The following is a 16,651-nucleotide window of genomic DNA, read 5'->3' on the forward strand; positions in this document are numbered from 1 at the left end:
CTACAGAATGTTGCTACGAGAAGCTATTACCAATTGTAAGCAACTTTACCGTAATAGAACGCGCCGCTGTAACCGTATGGCGAAAAAGTGCTATAGGCGAGGTTGCCGCCGCTGCTGGCGTAGGCATTGACCTTCTCTGGGTATTTATCGGTGACGTTGTCGCCGCCCAGGGTGAAGGTCCAGTTCTTCAGCTTGTAGTCCGCCGACAGGTCCAGTACCCAGGCAGCCTTGAAGGTCTGGTCGTTGATGTTATCCGCCTGGTAACTGGTGAATTCGCCGTAGCGCACCAGATTGCTGTGCAGTGCCCAGCGGCCATAGGTGAAATCGTTACCCAGGCTCAGTTTGTGCTGAGGTGTGGTGTCGCCGAGTAAACCGATACGCTCGCGGCGGTCCACCCGCACCAGATTGGCGCCCAGACTGTCCAGAATGGCCGGGTTGGCCTTCACGTCCGTGACCTTGGTGTGGTTGTAGTTGTAGCCAACCGTGCTGTTCCAGCGGATGCCATTATCGAACTGGTAACGATAGTTGGCCACCAGATCGACGCCGTCGGTACTGGTGTCGGTGGCGTTGGTGAAATAGCGGGCACTGGTGTAGTTGATGTTGCCGACACCGTTGGCTTGCAGGTAGGCAATGGTGGCGGGGTTGAGATTGAGGTTGGACGACAGGCTGATGCGGTCGCGGATGTCGATGCGGTACACGTCGAGTGTCACGGTCAGGTCATCGGCAGGTTCGAGCACCAGGCCGAGGCTGTAGTTACGCGACTTCTCGGCTTTCAGGTCTTCGGCGCCCAGCAAGCGGGCCACCTTGCTGTTGGCCGGGAAGGTGCCGGCCTCCTGAAGGGTGCTGCCGATCAACTGTGACGAGGTGTAGGCAAAGTTCTGCTGGGCCAGAGACGGCGCCCGAAAGCCGTTGGAGATGCTGCCACGCAGGGCCACTTGCGGGGTGAAGTCATAGCGGGCCGACAACGAGCCGCTGACATTGGAGCCGAAGTCGCTGTAGTCCTCATGGCGCACGGCGGCCGAAGCGCTGAGTTTTTCGGTGAAGTTGGTTTCCAGGTCCAGGTACTGGGCCCAGTTATGCCGTGAACTGCTGCCGGCATCCGCATCACGGAAACCACCCAGGCCCGAGCTGCCGGTCTGGTAGTAGGACGCCGGGTCGCCCGCTTCGATTTCATAACCCTGGTGCAGGTATTCGCCGCCAAAGGCCACCGACACCGGGTAAGGCAGGAAGCCCACGTCGAACTCACGGGACAGGTCCAGGCTGACTTGTTTCTGCTCGTTGCTCAGGGTGCCATTGTCGAACTTTCGCGGCGTGGCCAGGCCCAGTGAGGTGTTGATGGTGTCGGTACTCAGCTCATACTGATTTTTGCCGTAGTTGGCCGACAGGTCGTAGTGCCAGTCGTAAGCCAGCAAGCCACGCAAACCGACGACCAATGAGGTGTCTTCCAGGTTGCCCTTGATCAACGGCAGGTAGCCATTGGGGTTGAGCGCCACAATGTTATTGGACGCATTGCTTGCCCGGTAGAACGCCGCCGTTTCACCGCGGCGTTTGCTGTAACCGCCAAAAGTGTAGAACTCGAGCCCGTCGCTGAAGGAATACTCGGAGTTGAACTGCAATTTGCCTTCATTGGTGGCTGGCTCACCCTGACGGAATACACGCTGCCCGTAAGTGGTGGAGCCGATGCTGCCAGGGCGCAAATCATCCCCGGCGCGGTTGGTGTAATCGTTGTCGGCGCCTTCGGCCGAAAGGTTGATAAAGCCGTTGTCGCCCAAGGCCAGGCCGGTATTGCCGCTGACATTGCGCTGGATACCGTCACCCTTTTTGTACTCGCCGAACTTGGTCGAAATCGAGCCACCATGGTCGTCGTGCTTGAGGATCACGTTGATCACCCCGGCAATCGCGTCAGAGCCATAGCGCGCCGACGCACCGTCACGCAGCACCTCGATATGGTCGACGGCCGACAGCGGGATGGCATTCAAGTCCGCCGGGGCCGAGCCACGACCCACGGCCCCGCCGAGGTTGACGAATGCACTGGTGTGGCGGCGTTTGCCGTTGACCAGCACTAACACTTGGTCCGGCGACAAACCGCGCAACTGCGCAGGGCGCACCAGTTCGGCGCCATCCACCAGGCTGGGGCGCGGGAAGTTGATCGACGGAATCAGGCGCGCCAACACCGCACCCAGCTCATCGGAGCCGGTGCTGCGCAGGGTATCGCCGGAGATCACGTCGATGGGCGACAACGAAGCACTGGCGGTGCGCTCTTGGGCGCGAGTGCCGGTGACGATCACGGTGTCGAGTTTTGGTGCGTCGGCGGTAGCTGTTTCGCTCGCAAGGACTGGATTGAATCCCACAGCGGTCAGCAAATTTGCCGACAAAATCGCTGTGTACAGCGTGTGTTTCTTATAGCTCCCCATACCGCTCCCCTAAGAATCAACAATCAGAACTTCAATGCTCTGGTTCGTACGATCGATCCGGCTGGTGGGCGGTGGCGGTCCGTTAGTGGTTATTGGCAGATAGTCGGTAGTCCGTTGCTTATATCTTAATGAGATTTTTCCTACATCAGTAATACCGTAAATGAATAAGCATAGGCGACCAAGCTTTCAGCGCAGGTTCAGGCCATGCAGGACGTTAACCGCCAAACTGCCAACGTTTAGCGACCCCACATTAGCCGCCCATCCGAACGACTATCGAGGTCGAACCATGAAATACTTTTATTGCGGCCTGCTGCTGTTGGCACAAGCCGCCAGCGCCCTTGCCTCTGAGGCTGTCACCGAAAACGACAAAGGCTTCTGGTACGCCCAGACAAGCGTCTACACCCGGCACTTTTCACCGGACCCACAGCACAATAACCATCAGGATTTGATCAACCTGGAGCGCAACGAGGCGTCGGGGTTGGTGTATGGCGGGGCGACGTTTCGCAACTCGTTCAGCCAGCGTTCGTACTACGTGTACGCAGGCAAGCGCTACGATATTGTCGATTCGCCGTTTTACGTGAAGGTGACCGCAGGCGCGCTTCAGGGCTATAGCGGCAAGTATCGGGACAAAATCCCGCTCAACCGCTTTGGCGTGGCGCCGGCGATCATTCCGTCTGTGGGGGTTCACTTCGGCCCGGTGACCAGCGAACTGGTGTTACTGGGCTTCAATGCCGCGATGCTGACGGCAGGCGTTCGTTTCTAAGAACGCTGCATACCTATGTGGGAGCTGGCTTGCCAGCTCCCACAATAGTTCAGCTCAAGGCTTCAAGGGCGCGGCGCGTAGGCAAACACATCGGCACGCATCTGGTGCGCATCCATGCCGGCCTCGACCAATGCATCCAGGGTGCCGTAGATCATCGCCGGCGAACCACTGGCGTAGACATGCACAGACTTGAGGTCGCTGATGTCTTCACAGACGGCTTCATGCAGCAGCCCGCAGCGCCCTTCCCAACCGCACAGGTCGCTGACCACTTTGTGCAGGAACAGGTTCGGCAGTTGCTGCCATTGCGCCCAGTGTTCGATCTCGTAGAAGTCTTCCGGACGTCGCACGCCCCAATACAGGTGCACCGGGTGCTTGAAGCCCGAGGCGCGGCAATGCTCGATCAGGCTGTGCATCTGCGCCATGCCCGTACCCGCAGCGATCAGCACCAGCGGACCGTCCGGCAATTCGGCCAGATGGGTATCGCCAAACGGCAGTTCAATGCGCGCCATCTGGTCGCGTTGCAACTGCTCGAGCAGGTTGCGAGCGCTGTCCTCGCGGGCCAGCACATGCAACTCCAACTCGCGCCCGGCGTGGGGCGCCGAGGCCAGCGAAAACGCCGACTTCTCGCCGTTGTCCCGTTCGATCATCAGGTATTGCCCGGCGTGGTAACGCACCGCCTTGCCGGCCGGCGCGCGCAGGCGCACGCGCCACACATCGCCACCGACTTCCACACATTCACTCAATTGGCACGACAACTTGCGCAACGGCAACTCTCCCGGCGCCAACACGCCATCCCACAGCACAACGCAATCTTCCAGCGGTTCGGCGATGCAGGTGTAGAACTCACCGTGATCGCGCACTTCACCGGCTTGCTGCACCCGCCCTTCCACCAGCAGCGCGGCACACACATGGCACACACCATTACGGCAGGCCTGCGGGCACTCGTAGCCCAGGCGGCGTGCGCCTTCGAGGATTCGTTCGCCAGGGACCAGGTCCAGTACCGCGCCGGAAGGTTGCAGGGTTACACGCATCAATCTATTCCCAATTCTTTCCAGATCGCATCGACGCGCGCGGTCACGGCTTCATCCTTGACGATCACCCGGCCCCACTCGCGGGTGGTTTCACCCGGCCATTTGTGCGTGGCATCCAGGCCCATCTTCGAGCCCAGGCCCGACACCGGCGAAGCAAAGTCCAGGTAGTCGATCGGCGTGTTATCGATCATTACCGTGTCGCGCTTGGGGTCCATGCGCGTGGTAATGGCCCAGATCACGTCGTTCCAGTCCCGGGCATTGATGTCGTCGTCGGTGACAATAACGAACTTGGTGTACATGAACTGTCGTAAAAACGACCACACACCGAGCATTACCCGCTTGGCATGGCCTGGGTACGACTTCTTCATGGTGACGATGGCCATGCGATACGAGCAGCCTTCGGGCGGCAGGTAGAAGTCGGTGATCTCAGGAAACTGCTTTTGCAGGATCGGTACGAACACTTCGTTCAGCGCCACACCGAGAATAGCCGGCTCATCCGGCGGCCGGCCGGTGTAGGTGCTGTGGTAGATCGGCTTGATCCGGTGGGTGATGCGCTCGACGGTGAACACAGGGAAGCTGTCGACTTCGTTGTAATAGCCGGTGTGATCGCCATAAGGGCCTTCATCGGCCATTTCGCCCGGATGAATCACCCCTTCCAGGATGATTTCAGCGGTGGCCGGCACTTGCAGATCATTCCCACGGCACTTCACCAGCTCAGTGCGATTGCCACGCAGCAGGCCGGCGAAGGCGTATTCGGACAGGCTATCGGGCACCGGGGTCACTGCGCCGAGGATGGTCGCCGGGTCGGCGCCCAGGGCCACGGAGACCGGGAACGGCTTGCCGGGGTGTTTTTCGCACCATTCACGGAAGTCCAGGGCGCCGCCACGGTGGCTTAGCCAACGCATGATCACTTTGTTGCGGCCGATCACTTGCTGACGGTAGATGCCCAGGTTCTGACGATCTTTGTTCGGGCCTTTGGTGACGGTCAGGCCCCAGGTAATCAGCGGGCCGACATCGCCGGGCCAACAGGTCTGCACCGGCAGCATGGCGAGGTCGACGTCATCCCCCTCGATGACCACTTCCTGGCACACCGCGTCCTTGACGACTTTGGGCGCCATGGCAATGATCTTGCGGAAGATCGGCAGCTTCGACCAGGCATCCTTCAAGCCCTTGGGTGGCTCGGGCTCCTTGAGGAAGGCCAGCAGCTTACCGATCTCGCGCAGTTCGCTGACAGACTCGGCCCCCATGCCAAAGGCCACGCGGTCGGGGGTGCCGAACAGGTTGCCGAGCACCGGGATATCAAAGCCGGTCGGGTTTTCGAAAAGCAGCGCCGGGCCCTTGTTACGCAAGGTACGGTCGCAAATCTCAGTCATTTCCAGCACCGGGGAAATCGGCACCTGGATACGTTTCAACTCTCCGCGCTGCTCAAGTTGCTGCACGAAATCCCGAAGATCCTTGAATTTCATTAACCATGCCACCCGTAAAATAGGCGTACATCCTACCTGCTCTTACGAGCGCTGGCAGCTTATTGCACGTCATTGCGACTCACATCCGACTCAACGGATGCATTGCGCAAGCTGCGGAAGAAGGGCTCAAGGAACCCTTCTACATACCGCGTGCCCACGCTTGAAAGGTGGTTGTCATCGGTATACAGCGACTGGCCACCCAGTTCGACCCGACACCAACCGTTTGCAGCACACAGCGTTGGCGCAGGGTCCAGGAGCTGGACTCCCGGGTCAGCCGCGGCGATTTGCTCAAAAACGCTGCTGATATAGCCCTGTCGCTGGACGTGTTCGGCCAGTGGCAGGCCTTCTCGATCGGTCGGGCGACCTAACATCGCCAAGCGGCTGAGTCGATAAGGCACATTGAAATCCTGCAGCGGCACCTCCTTGACCAACCAGACCCGATGGCCGCCGGCACGGAGTTGCTGCACCAACGCCCTCACCCCCTCGGAGAACAATCGCTCGGCAATAGCACGGTCATACTTGCCCGTCTCAGGGTCATGGATCGACGCGCCTGTATCGCCGGAGTGCTGGCCATAAACGTAGAGGCTCCAGCGCGCGACCAACACCACATCGCTGAAGTGTTCCTGGCTCAACAACTGGGTCACGCGTTCGTTGAACGCGCTGCAACCTGGCGTGTTTTCCTTCCTGTAAAAAGGCAGGCAACCGGCATAACCGGCCTGGGTGATGCTGAAGTCGTACTTGCTGGCCCCGTCTTTCAACGCCGGAATCAGCGCCGAGGCATGGCTGTCCCCCCAGACGATCGCCCGAGCCGAGCTCGCCCGTGGACCAAAATGGCACAGCTCACGGTGCGGGTCTTTCTTATCGTCCGACAGGCAACTCATGAGTGTGGGGCTCCAGGTATGCGCCTTGGCAAATTGCAACGCCTGGGGCGGCAGCCGCGATGCAAAACCATCCGACCAGACCAGGCTTTTGCCGAGCAGTCCCAGGCTGGCAAGCCCAAGGAAACCCGCTACCAGAATCGACCTGCGACCTGCCAGCAGGCGCCGCTCACGGAACGGCCCTTCGACAAACCGCCAGGAGGCATAACCCAGCACCAGGCTCACGACGAACAGAGCCACAAGCTCCCAGGGCGACAGGCCAAAGATACTGGCGTACTTGCCAAACACCAGCACCGGCCAGTGCCACAGGTACCAGGAATAGGAAATCAGCCCAATGCCCACCATCACACGACTGCCCAGCAGCCGCCCTACCCACGTCGGTTGCTGGCCGTTGGCCCAAATCAGCCCCACCACACCCAATACCGGCAACAAAGCGGCAGCCCCTGGGAAGGCGGTGCTGTCGTCGTAACCAAATACCGCCGCCATAATCAGGCCGAGGCTGAGTACGCTGACGGCTTGCGCCAGCATCGGGCTTGCCCGCCGAGCCCGCGCCGGCATGACGGCCAGCATCGAACCCGCCAACAATTCCCAGGCTCGCATGGGCAGCAGGAAGAAAGCCTTGTCCGGTTCCCGAGACACGGCCCATACGCTCGCCGCAAATGACACCAGCAGCAATACAAACAAGGCGCCGCGCCATTGCTTCAGCCGGCTCGACAGCAACGCCAGCAAGAGTGGAAAGGCGATGTAGAACTGCTCTTCAACCGATAGCGACCAAGTGTGCAACATGGGCTTCATGTCGGAGGCCGTGTCGAAATAACCGTCCTGACGCATGAAGAACAGATTGGAGATGAAAATCACCTGGTTGTGTATCGACCGCCCCAGCTCTGAATAGTCTTTGGGCGCCATCAAAAACCAGCCGACGGCCAATGATGCGGACATCATCACAATCAACGCCGGCAGGATACGCCTGGCCCGCCGGGCCCAAAAATCCACAAAACTGAAATGCCCGGCCTGACGCTCGCGCCAGATGATCGAGGTGATCAGGAACCCTGAAATCACGAAGAACACGTCAACGCCGACAAAACCGCCAGTAACGCCAGGTACTCCAAAATGGAACAGCACAACAGCCAGGACAGCGATGGCGCGCAAGCCATCAATGTCCCTTCGGTAAGCAAGAGCGGTCATAAATCGTCGATCAGCCTGATTCGGATGGAGGTGAGCGTATCCGCACCCACCTTTTTTGTTTCTTAACTGACACTATTAGCGCACAAATCTCTCTTTTTCGATGCAAAAAAAATGGCGCCACAAAGGGCGCCATTTTTTGGACCTGAAACGTCGTATTACTTACGCTTCATCGACAGGAAGAACTCGTCGTTGGTCTTGGTGGTTTTCAGCTTGTCGATCAGGAACTCGATGGCGGCTACTTCGTCCATCGGGTGCAGCAGCTTGCGCAAGATCCACATGCGCTGCAGTTCGTCGTCGGCAGTCAGCAACTCTTCGCGGCGGGTGCCGGAACGGTTGATGTTGATCGCAGGGAACACACGCTTTTCCGCGATACGGCGGTCCAGAGGCAGTTCCATGTTGCCGGTACCCTTGAACTCTTCGTAGATCACTTCGTCCATCTTCGAGCCGGTTTCAACCAGCGCGGTGGCGATAATGGTCAGCGAGCCGCCTTCTTCGATGTTCCGCGCGGCGCCGAAGAAACGCTTCGGTTTCTCCAGGGCGTGGGCATCGACACCACCGGTGAGTACCTTGCCGGAGCTCGGGATCACGGTGTTGTAGGCACGGGCCAGACGGGTGATGGAGTCGAGCAGGATCACCACGTCTTTCTTGTGTTCGACCAGGCGCTTGGCCTTCTCGATCACCATTTCGGCAACCTGCACGTGGCGGGTTGGCGGCTCATCGAACGTCGAGGCAACCACTTCGCCGCGCACGGTGCGCTGCATTTCGGTTACTTCTTCCGGACGCTCATCGATCAGCAGCACGATCAGGTGAACTTCCGGGTTGTTACGTGCGATGTTCGCTGCGATGTTCTGCAGCATGATGGTCTTACCGGCTTTCGGCGGGGCGACGATCAGGCCGCGCTGGCCTTTACCGATCGGGGCGCACAGGTCGATAACACGACCGGTCAAGTCTTCGGTGGAACCGTTACCGGCTTCCATCTTCATGCGCACGGTCGGGAACAGCGGGGTCAGGTTCTCGAAGAGAATCTTGTTTTTCGCGTTCTCGGGACGATCGAAGTTGATCGTGTCGACCTTGAGCAGGGCGAAATAACGCTCGCCTTCCTTTGGAGGGCGGATCTTGCCAACGATGGTGTCACCGGTACGCAAGTTGAAGCGACGGATCTGGCTCGGCGAGACATAGATGTCGTCTGGGCCGGCGAGATAGGAAGCGTCTGCAGAGCGGAGGAAGCCGAAGCCGTCCTGGAGAATCTCCAGCACGCCATCACCGGAGATTTCCTCGCCGCTTTTCGCGTGCTTTTTGAGCAGGGAGAAAATCACGTCCTGCTTGCGCGAACGGGCCATATTTTCTATGCCCATTTCTTCGGCCAATTGGAGCAGGTCGGTAATCGGCTTTTGCTTGAGTTCAGTCAGATTCATATAGGAATGACGTAATCATTTATGGAGGGGGGAAATTAAGCTTTTGGCTTAATGAGGCCGCGCCGCAGAGAAGGCGACAGGATCGCGTACTAATCGAAAAGGAATGCGTCGGCGACGGCTTGCAGGGGGCAGTGGAGAAACCAGTGCGGGGCCGAATGTACCACCTGAATTTCGGAGCGTCTAGCCCTGTTTCACGAAAAAGCCCCGCGATTTGCGGGGCTTTTTTGACGACGCTTAGATGTTCGCGTCGAGGAAAGCTTGCAGTTGCGACTTCGACAGCGCGCCCACTTTAGTGGCCTCGACGTTGCCGTTCTTGAACAGCATCAGCGTTGGAATACCGCGCACGCCGTGCTTGGCCGGGGTTTCCTGGTTGTCATCGATGTTCAGCTTGGCAATGGTCAGTTTGCCTTCGTAGGTCGTTGCAATGTCGTCCAGGACAGGAGCGATCATTTTGCAAGGGCCGCACCATTCAGCCCAGTAGTCAACCAGCACCGGGCCAGCAGCCTTGAGTACTTCGGCCTCAAAGGTCGCGTCGGTGACGTGCTTGATAAGATCGTTGCTCATGGATGTCTCCGGATTGTAAGCAAAAAAAACGTTGCCCATCATAGCCGCCCTTCCCTCGTTCAGGAAGCCGCCTCTGATTGACTCTTGCTATGGTGATGCATGAGTTTGGGTATAGCCCAACTCACGGCGTCACGGGAGTCACGAACGCTATGCCCGTGCGCAACGCCGCATTGCGTACGTGCTCCTGCATGGTTTTCTGCGCCGCCGCACTGGAGCGCCGGGCCAGTGCACGCAGGATCTTGCGGTGTTCCTGCCAGGTCTCCATGGCCCGCTCCGGTCGGATGAACGGTAGTTTCTGACTCTCCAGGAACACCTCCGCGCTGGCACTCAGAATGCTCACCATCGCCTGATTACCGCTGGCCAACAGGATCCGCTGATGAAATTCGAAGTCCAGTCGGGCGGCGGTTTCAAAGTCGCCGGCCTTGAGTACCTTGCGCATTGCCTCGACATTGTCCTGCAGGCCGTCCAACTCATCGATGGTCAGCGTCACCGCGGCCAACCCCGCTGCAAATCCCTCCAGGGCATAGCGCAACTGGAAGATATCCAGCGGCGAGGCCTGGGCCGCAAAAGGCCAGGCAAACCCAGGCGAATCTTCCGCCGCCTGCACAAAGACGCCTTTGCCCGGCTGCACACTGACCACACCCAAGGCACTCAAAGACGACAACGCCTCGCGCAACGACGCCCGACTCACGCCCAATTGCACCGCCAGGTCGCGCTGGGACGGCAATGCATCGCCCGCTGCGAAGCCCTGTTCCTTGATCAGTTTGCGGATGGCCTGCAGGGCCGCTTCCGGTACGGCTTGGGCAATGGAATTCATAAAAAACTCAAGGTTCCAGACAACTGAGCGGCTAGTTGTAAAGCTATTCGCGGCCGTCGGCAAGCCACGCCCCAAAGGGGCTCGCGGGGTTTTGTCGACGCTCGAAAAAGGTGCGAAAAGCGTCATCACTGTTCAGACCAGTAAGACCACCGAACCTCAACAAATTCCGGCGTTGCAGACGATCCGAGGGGTGATGGCATGGGCTGTGCACTGAGCAAAGTCAGAAAATCCCTTCGCCCTTTTCGGAGAGTTGCCATGACCAAGCGCTACAGCGCCCTGCTCACTGCCCTGTTTGCCAGCCTGATGCTGAGCCAGGCACCCGCCCAGGCCAATGGTCTGGACGATATCGTTGCCCGTGGCACCCTGAAGGTCGCCGTCCCTCAAGACTTCCCGCCGTTCGGTTCGGTCGGCCCTGACATGAAACCCCGCGGCCTGGACATCGACACCGCCAAGCTGCTGGCCGACCAGCTCAAGGTCAAGCTGGAGTTGACCCCGGTCAACAGCACCAACCGCATCCCGTTCCTCACCACCGGCAAGGTCGACCTGGTGATTTCCAGCCTGGGCAAGAACCCCGAGCGGGAAAAGGTCATCGATTTCTCCAAGGCGTACGCGCCGTTCTACCTGGCTGTGTTCGGTCCGCCTGACGCGGCCATCAGCACCACCGACGACCTCAAGGGCAAAACCATCAGCGTGACGCGCGGTGCCATCGAAGACATCGAGCTGACCGCCGTTGCGCCCAAGGAAGCGACAATCAAGCGTTTCGAAGACAACAACTCGACCATCGCCGCCTACCTGGCCGGCCAGGTCGACCTGATTGCCAGCGGCAACGTGGTGATGGTGGCGATCAGCGAGCGCAACCCCAAACGCGTACCGGCACTGAAAGTGAAACTCAAGGACTCGCCGGTGTACGTGGGCGTGAACAAGAACGAGCCGGCACTGCTGGAGAAGGTCAACCAGATCCTGGTGGCGGCCAAGGCCGACGGCAGCCTGGAAAAGAACGCGATGCAGTGGCTCAAAGAGCCGCTGCCCGCCGATCTTTGACGCGACGGAGCTGATTCATGGCCTATCAATTCGACTTTATGCCCGTACTGGCCAATACCGACCTGCTATTGCGCGGCGCCTTGTTCACGCTTGAACTGACGGCCATCGGCGCGATTCTGGGGGTTGCCCTGGGCACCGTCGGTGCCGTAGTCCGGGCGTGGAAGATCCAGCCCTTTGCCTGGTTCTTCGGCGTGTATGTCGAGTTGATCCGCAACACGCCGTTTCTGGTGCAGTTGTTTTTCATCTTCTTCGGTTTGCCGTCACTGGGGCTGAAAATCACCGAGTGGCAAGCCGCCGTGCTGGCGATGGTAATCAACCTGGGGGCTTACTCAACCGAGATCATCCGCGCCGGCATCCAGGCCATCCCTCGTGGCCAGCTGGAAGCGTCAGCAGCATTAGCGATGACGCGTTTTGAAGCGTTTCGTCATGTGGTGCTGCTGCCCGCTCTGGGCAAGGTGTGGCCGGCCCTGAGCAGCCAGATCATCATCGTGATGCTGGGTTCGGCGGTGTGTTCGCAAATCGCCACCGAGGAGCTGAGCTTTGCCGCCAACTTCATTCAGTCACGCAACTTCCGCGCCTTTGAAACCTACGCACTGACCACCCTGGTGTACCTGTGTATGGCGCTGATGATTCGCCAGTTGCTCAACTGGATTGGCCGACGGTTTGTGATGAGGAACAGCCGATGAGTGATTTTTCGTTCTGGGACATCGTGCGCAACCTGGCTGTCGGCCTGCAATGGACCCTGTTGCTGTCACTGGTAGCCTTCGTCGGCGGTGGCCTGATCGGTTTGCTGGTGATGACGATGCGCATCAGCCGCAAAGCCTTCCCGCGCAATGTCGCGCGCACCTATATCGAACTGTTTCAGGGTACGCCGCTGCTGATGCAGTTATTTCTGGTGTTTTTCGGCATTGCCCTGCTGGGGCTGGATATCTCGCCCTGGCTGGCAGCGGCAATTGCCCTGACTTTGTTTACCAGTGCCTACCTGGCCGAGATCTGGCGCGGCTGCGTCGAGTCCATCGCCCATGGGCAGTGGGAAGCGTCGGCCAGCCTGGCCCTTAACCCGCTTGAACAACTGCGTTACGTAATCCTGCCCCAAGCGCTGCGGATTGCCGTAGCGCCGACGGTTGGCTTCTCGGTGCAAGTGGTCAAAGGCACCGCCGTGACCTCGATCATCGGTTTTACCGAACTGACCAAAACCGGCGGCATGCTCGCCAACGCCACCTTCGAGCCCTTTATGGTCTATGGCTTGGTGGCCCTCGGTTACTTCCTGCTCTGCTACCCCTTGTCCCTCAGTGCGCGCTACCTGGAAAGGAGACTGCATGCCTCTGCTTAGAATTTCCGCCCTGCATAAGTATTACGGCGATCACCATGTACTCAAGGGCATCGACCTGACGGTTGAAGAAGGCCAGGTGGTGGCGATCATCGGCCGCAGCGGCTCGGGTAAATCCACCTTGCTGCGTACCCTCAATGGCCTGGAATCCATCAACGACGGCGTGATCGAAGTCGATGGCGAATACCTCGACGCCGCCCGTGCCGACCTGCGCAGCCTGCGGCAGAAAGTCGGCATGGTGTTCCAGCAGTTCAACCTGTTCCCGCACCTGACCGTGGGCGAAAACGTCATGCTCGCACCGCAAGTGGTGCAGAAAGTACCCAAGGCCAAAGCCGCACAGCTTGCCAGGCAGATGCTGGAGCGGGTCGGGCTGGGGGAGAAGTTCGACGCCTTCCCTGATCGCCTGTCCGGTGGTCAGCAGCAACGGGTCGCCATTGCGCGCGCATTGGCCATGTCGCCCAAAGTGCTGCTGTGCGACGAAATCACCTCCGCCCTGGACCCGGAACTGGTCAATGAAGTGCTCAGCGTCGTGCGCCAACTGGCCAAGGACGGCATGACCTTGATCATGGTGACCCACGAAATGCGTTTTGCCCGGGAAGTCGGGGACAAACTGGTGTTTATGCACCAAGGCAAGGTGCATGAAGTAGGCGACCCCAAAACGTTGTTCGCCAACCCCAAGACCCCCGAGCTCGCCAATTTCATCGGTTCGGTGGAACAGCCGGGCTGATCAATTCGAAACTGCCTTGCCCCTCAAGGTGCGTTTCGTCACGTACCTCCAAGGCCTCAGCGGGCAGTTCGGTGTCGATATCAACCTGGGCTGTCAGTCGGCGGCCTGCTACCGGCACCCCTGCCGCCCGCGCCACCAAGGTCTGGCCGGGCAGCAACTGCCCGCTGGCAGGCTCGCCGGGCAAGTGCGTAGCCGCCCACCATTCGACAGCACGCCCATCCACCTGGGCGTGTTTGAGGCTCAAGCGAAAACGCCCCTGCCGACCAAACACAAACCCCTGCCGGTCTGCTGCAACACCGATAAAACGCAACGCCATGGCCGCAGGCTCAGTGCAAATGACGTTCACGCGCAACGAGCGCGTACCCAGCACCATGGAGGTTTTTGCAACGAGCGCCTCCCTGCGGATGGCGCCATAGTCAATGCGCGGCTGGCTCACCGAGAGCCGACAGTTTTCGGCCAGGACCTCAGGCGCCGCCAATACCGTGCAGAGCAACACCAACGGCCATGTTTCAAACTTAACGGCCATGGCACACCGCCGAAGTGGTTTCATAAAATTTGTCATTGTCTGGCTGGGTCTCAAGATCAATCCGCAACAGGCAGGTGGAAGAGTCCGGCAATGAAACCCGCAGGCTTTGCGCCTCCTCGACGTCGTTGAGGAAAATCATGCCCTCACCCACCACGTTGGTCAGGAAGCGATCACCTTTGCCGAATACCGAGGCGCCTTGAGGTAATGGCCGGCCGTGCTGGTCATTCGCGGTAAGCAACACGCGGCGCACTTTCACCACATCGAAATTCACGGCATTGAAGGACCCACGGCCTGCTGTGAGCATCTGGGTGCCGTTTTTCAGGTCGACGCGCTTGGGCAAGGACTGGGTTTGCACCTCGACTCGGCTGTTGGTGTAGGCCGGCAAGCCTGCGATCACCGCTTGCCCGCGGTAGTCAGTCCAGACAGGGCCTTGGGGCGTCTGGACTTTTGCAGCGCCGATACCCCCTACCGAGACGATGCCGAACGTGTCCTGCACGGTATACGGCGAGAACGTCAGCCCACCCTCGTGAGCCACCACGCCGCCCTGCAACTGCCCCGTATAGCTGGTGCCCTGGGGATCATGGCTGACACCCAGGCCAACGCGGGTATAACGTGGCAACAGGTCCACATTGCCGCGAACCGATTGTTCTCGAGCATTGAGGTCGCGCTCGACCCCCACTTCGTAATTCACAGACTCGTTGACCCGCTCGCTAAGCGCTGTGCCAGCGGTGAACCGGCCCCCGCGACGGCTGGCGTAGCTGTTTACCCGGCGATCCCGCCCCAGCGGCACGCTGACCTGCAGACGCAAGGACAGGTCATTCTCCAGAGCGCTCTCATGTCGCCTGCCGGCAAGCGTGGCGTCACGGCCCATTCGAGTACCGCCCACCTGCGAATCCGCAATCAACGTTACATCGGCGTGGCTGAATGACTTGTTCCAGGAGGCCGACACATGCGCGGTCGTTCGCCCGTCAAATTGAGAACTGCGGGTATAGCCCGCAGAAAATACGCCCAGCGTGGGTTCGGCCCAGCTCACGCTTGCTGTGTATTGGTTTTTGAAGCGCGAACCCAATTCATCGACCCCGTACGACCGGCCGGCCTCAAGTACCTCACGATACCCCTGGGTTTGGGTGGTTGCGCTGAGGTTGACGTCGATATTGGCGTATACCGGGCTGGTAACCGACACGCTGCTGCGCGACCCGGATACTGCACGTTTGCCGTCTCGAGAAAGGTTTTGACGCGCCGCCACAGAAACTCGCTGGAAAAACACACTGCTCAAGGTGCCACCTGCCGACCAGTACTCATCCGTATTCAATAAGCCAAAGCCCGCAGACGAGTTGCTCCCCAAACCCCAAGTGCCGCTCCCCATGGCGACCACCGGTACCGGACCGTCTTCACCCGCATTCTTGCGCAGCGTGCCAACAGAAAAATAGTAACCGGGCGCCGCCGGGACAGCCCCCGTAAACGAGGCCGCTGGCACCACAAAGCTGCGCCTGGCGCCCCGTACATCGATCACGCTGACCTCCAGGTCACTGGTGCCATTGAGCAAGGGCAACCCCGTCAGCCGGAAGGGGCCTTCAGGCACCAGCGTGCTGTGAATCAACACGCCGGACTGGCGAACTTCAATGCGTGACGGGCTATGGGCAAGCCCTTCGACCACGGCATTGTTACTGCCCGCAGCGACGCGTGATTGACCATCGGGGAAAAACTGCAGGCCAGATAACTGGACGCCACCAAACAGCGGGTTATTACTGGAAATCTGCCCCATCTGGAAAGTCGACTGCAACTCGGCAATGTCCCGCTGTGCATAGGCGTATAGATGCTCGATACGGGCCTTGCCATTATCGGACACATAGAATTGACGGCTGCGAACAATCCAATCCTCAAGGTTAAAGCCTGCCTCGGTATAGGCCGAAACGAACCGGCTGGGCCCGCTGCGCGAACGGCTGTCGAAACCCAGCACGTCATAGTTGAACAACGCCGCGGTCCCGCCTTTGGAAAAATGCCCGGCGTCCCACTGGGGATCACGCAACGATTGGGTGGGCACCACCAGCGTCACCTCGTCCGTGCCGGGACGCAGCTTGACCATGGTCGTGGGGAATGCCCCGAAGAAGTCATGGCAAGACTGGTCGGGCGTAGCACCTTCCTGAATGATCGCGCCGGGCGTCACTAATCCTGCTTTCTCCAGTAACCCGCGGGTGAAGCATAAGCGGCCCTCGTGATCGAACCGTGCATCCACCAGCCCAAGCGGGTTCCCATTGACCCGCAACCCCACCACCTGGACGCCTTCGCGAAAGCGCGCCGCGTTGCGAAAGTAGTCGGAGACCTTCGGGTCGATGCCGTGGGCGGTCAGTGACGCGAGGTCGAAACCCTCCCCAAGCTCCATCGCCGACACCAGGCCGGGCAGACTCCACAGGGTCGCAAACCCCACGATCAGCGTGGGTCTGCAGGGCCAAAAAGACGCCGCGACGCTGTTACTCGAAGGGTTCGACATGAG

The 16,651-nt window shown here is 59.6% G+C and carries 14 protein-coding genes; 5 read left to right on the forward strand and 9 right to left on the reverse strand.

Annotation, left to right across the window (positions count from 1 at the left end; all coding sequences use genetic code 11):
• Positions 1-26 precede the first annotated feature (26 nt).
• Positions 27-2,414, reverse strand: coding sequence for a TonB-dependent receptor plug domain-containing protein (locus ACLBW8_RS08730; protein ID WP_447805168.1), 2,388 nt, complete (start codon positions 2,412-2,414; stop codon positions 27-29).
• 286 nt (positions 2,415-2,700) lie between these two features.
• Between ACLBW8_RS08730 and ACLBW8_RS08735 the strand changes: the two genes are divergently transcribed.
• Positions 2,701-3,177 (forward strand): sn-glycerol-3-phosphate transporter, encoded by a 477-nt coding sequence (locus tag ACLBW8_RS08735; protein ID WP_447805169.1) that lies wholly within the window; start codon positions 2,701-2,703, stop codon positions 3,175-3,177.
• 62 nt (positions 3,178-3,239) lie between these two features.
• Here ACLBW8_RS08735 and ACLBW8_RS08740 read toward each other — a convergent pair whose 3' ends face one another.
• From ACLBW8_RS08740 to ACLBW8_RS08765, 6 genes are all read right to left on the reverse strand, one after another.
• The gene (locus ACLBW8_RS08740) at positions 3,240-4,208 is read right to left on the reverse strand and encodes a CDP-6-deoxy-delta-3,4-glucoseen reductase (RefSeq protein ID WP_447805170.1); all 969 of its coding nucleotides are present in this window, start codon (positions 4,206-4,208) and stop codon (positions 3,240-3,242) included.
• A complete protein-coding gene (gene ubiD, locus ACLBW8_RS08745) occupies positions 4,208-5,674 on the reverse strand; it encodes a 4-hydroxy-3-polyprenylbenzoate decarboxylase (protein WP_053258591.1) in 1,467 nt (488 codons plus the stop codon). The genes ACLBW8_RS08740 and ubiD overlap by 1 nt, the downstream gene beginning before the upstream one ends.
• 59 nt (positions 5,675-5,733) lie before the next feature.
• Positions 5,734-7,737 (reverse strand): acyltransferase family protein, encoded by a 2,004-nt coding sequence (locus ACLBW8_RS08750; RefSeq protein ID WP_447805171.1) that lies wholly within the window; start codon positions 7,735-7,737, stop codon positions 5,734-5,736.
• Positions 7,738-7,892: 155 nt separating this feature from the next.
• The gene (gene rho / locus ACLBW8_RS08755) at positions 7,893-9,152 is read right to left on the reverse strand and encodes a transcription termination factor Rho (protein ID WP_003176825.1); all 1,260 of its coding nucleotides are present in this window, start codon (positions 9,150-9,152) and stop codon (positions 7,893-7,895) included.
• A 234-nt stretch (positions 9,153-9,386) separates the two neighbouring features.
• Positions 9,387-9,716 carry a thioredoxin TrxA gene (trxA, locus tag ACLBW8_RS08760; protein ID WP_015886460.1) on the reverse strand — a complete coding sequence of 110 codons (330 nt, stop codon included), beginning with the start codon at positions 9,714-9,716 and terminating at the stop codon, positions 9,387-9,389.
• Between the two features lie 121 nt (positions 9,717-9,837).
• Positions 9,838-10,533 carry a FadR/GntR family transcriptional regulator gene (locus ACLBW8_RS08765; protein ID WP_447805172.1) on the reverse strand — a complete coding sequence of 232 codons (696 nt, stop codon included), beginning with the start codon at positions 10,531-10,533 and terminating at the stop codon, positions 9,838-9,840.
• A 255-nt stretch (positions 10,534-10,788) separates the two neighbouring features.
• On the opposite strand from ACLBW8_RS08765, the gene ACLBW8_RS08770 reads away from it, so the two are divergent.
• From ACLBW8_RS08770 to ACLBW8_RS08785, 4 genes are read left to right on the forward strand one after another with little or no spacing between them, the layout of a single operon-like run.
• Positions 10,789-11,574 (forward strand): transporter substrate-binding domain-containing protein, encoded by a 786-nt coding sequence (locus ACLBW8_RS08770; protein WP_064454657.1) that lies wholly within the window; start codon positions 10,789-10,791, stop codon positions 11,572-11,574.
• 17 nt (positions 11,575-11,591) lie between these two features.
• Positions 11,592-12,260: an amino acid ABC transporter permease gene (locus ACLBW8_RS08775; protein ID WP_447805173.1), complete on the forward strand. Its 669-nt coding sequence runs from the start codon at positions 11,592-11,594 to the stop codon at positions 12,258-12,260.
• The gene (locus tag ACLBW8_RS08780; RefSeq protein ID WP_447805174.1) at positions 12,257-12,907 is read left to right on the forward strand and encodes an amino acid ABC transporter permease; all 651 of its coding nucleotides are present in this window, start codon (positions 12,257-12,259) and stop codon (positions 12,905-12,907) included. The genes ACLBW8_RS08775 and ACLBW8_RS08780 overlap by 4 nt, the downstream gene beginning before the upstream one ends.
• Positions 12,894-13,631, forward strand: coding sequence for an amino acid ABC transporter ATP-binding protein (locus ACLBW8_RS08785; RefSeq protein ID WP_064454660.1), 738 nt, complete (start codon positions 12,894-12,896; stop codon positions 13,629-13,631). Before ACLBW8_RS08780 ends, ACLBW8_RS08785 begins: the two co-directional genes overlap by 14 nt.
• Here ACLBW8_RS08785 and ACLBW8_RS08790 read toward each other — a convergent pair.
• Both ACLBW8_RS08790 and ACLBW8_RS08795 read right to left on the reverse strand, forming a co-directional pair.
• A complete protein-coding gene (locus ACLBW8_RS08790) occupies positions 13,603-14,157 on the reverse strand; it encodes a hypothetical protein (protein WP_447805175.1) in 555 nt (184 codons plus the stop codon). The two genes, ACLBW8_RS08785 and ACLBW8_RS08790, sit on opposite strands and share 29 nt — an antisense overlap.
• Positions 14,147-16,648 (reverse strand): fimbria/pilus outer membrane usher protein, encoded by a 2,502-nt coding sequence (locus tag ACLBW8_RS08795; protein ID WP_447805176.1) that lies wholly within the window; start codon positions 16,646-16,648, stop codon positions 14,147-14,149. Before ACLBW8_RS08795 ends, ACLBW8_RS08790 begins: the two co-directional genes overlap by 11 nt.
• Between the last annotated feature and the right edge of the window lie 3 nt (positions 16,649-16,651).

Source organism: Pseudomonas sp. M5A4_2d (assembly GCF_053345295.1).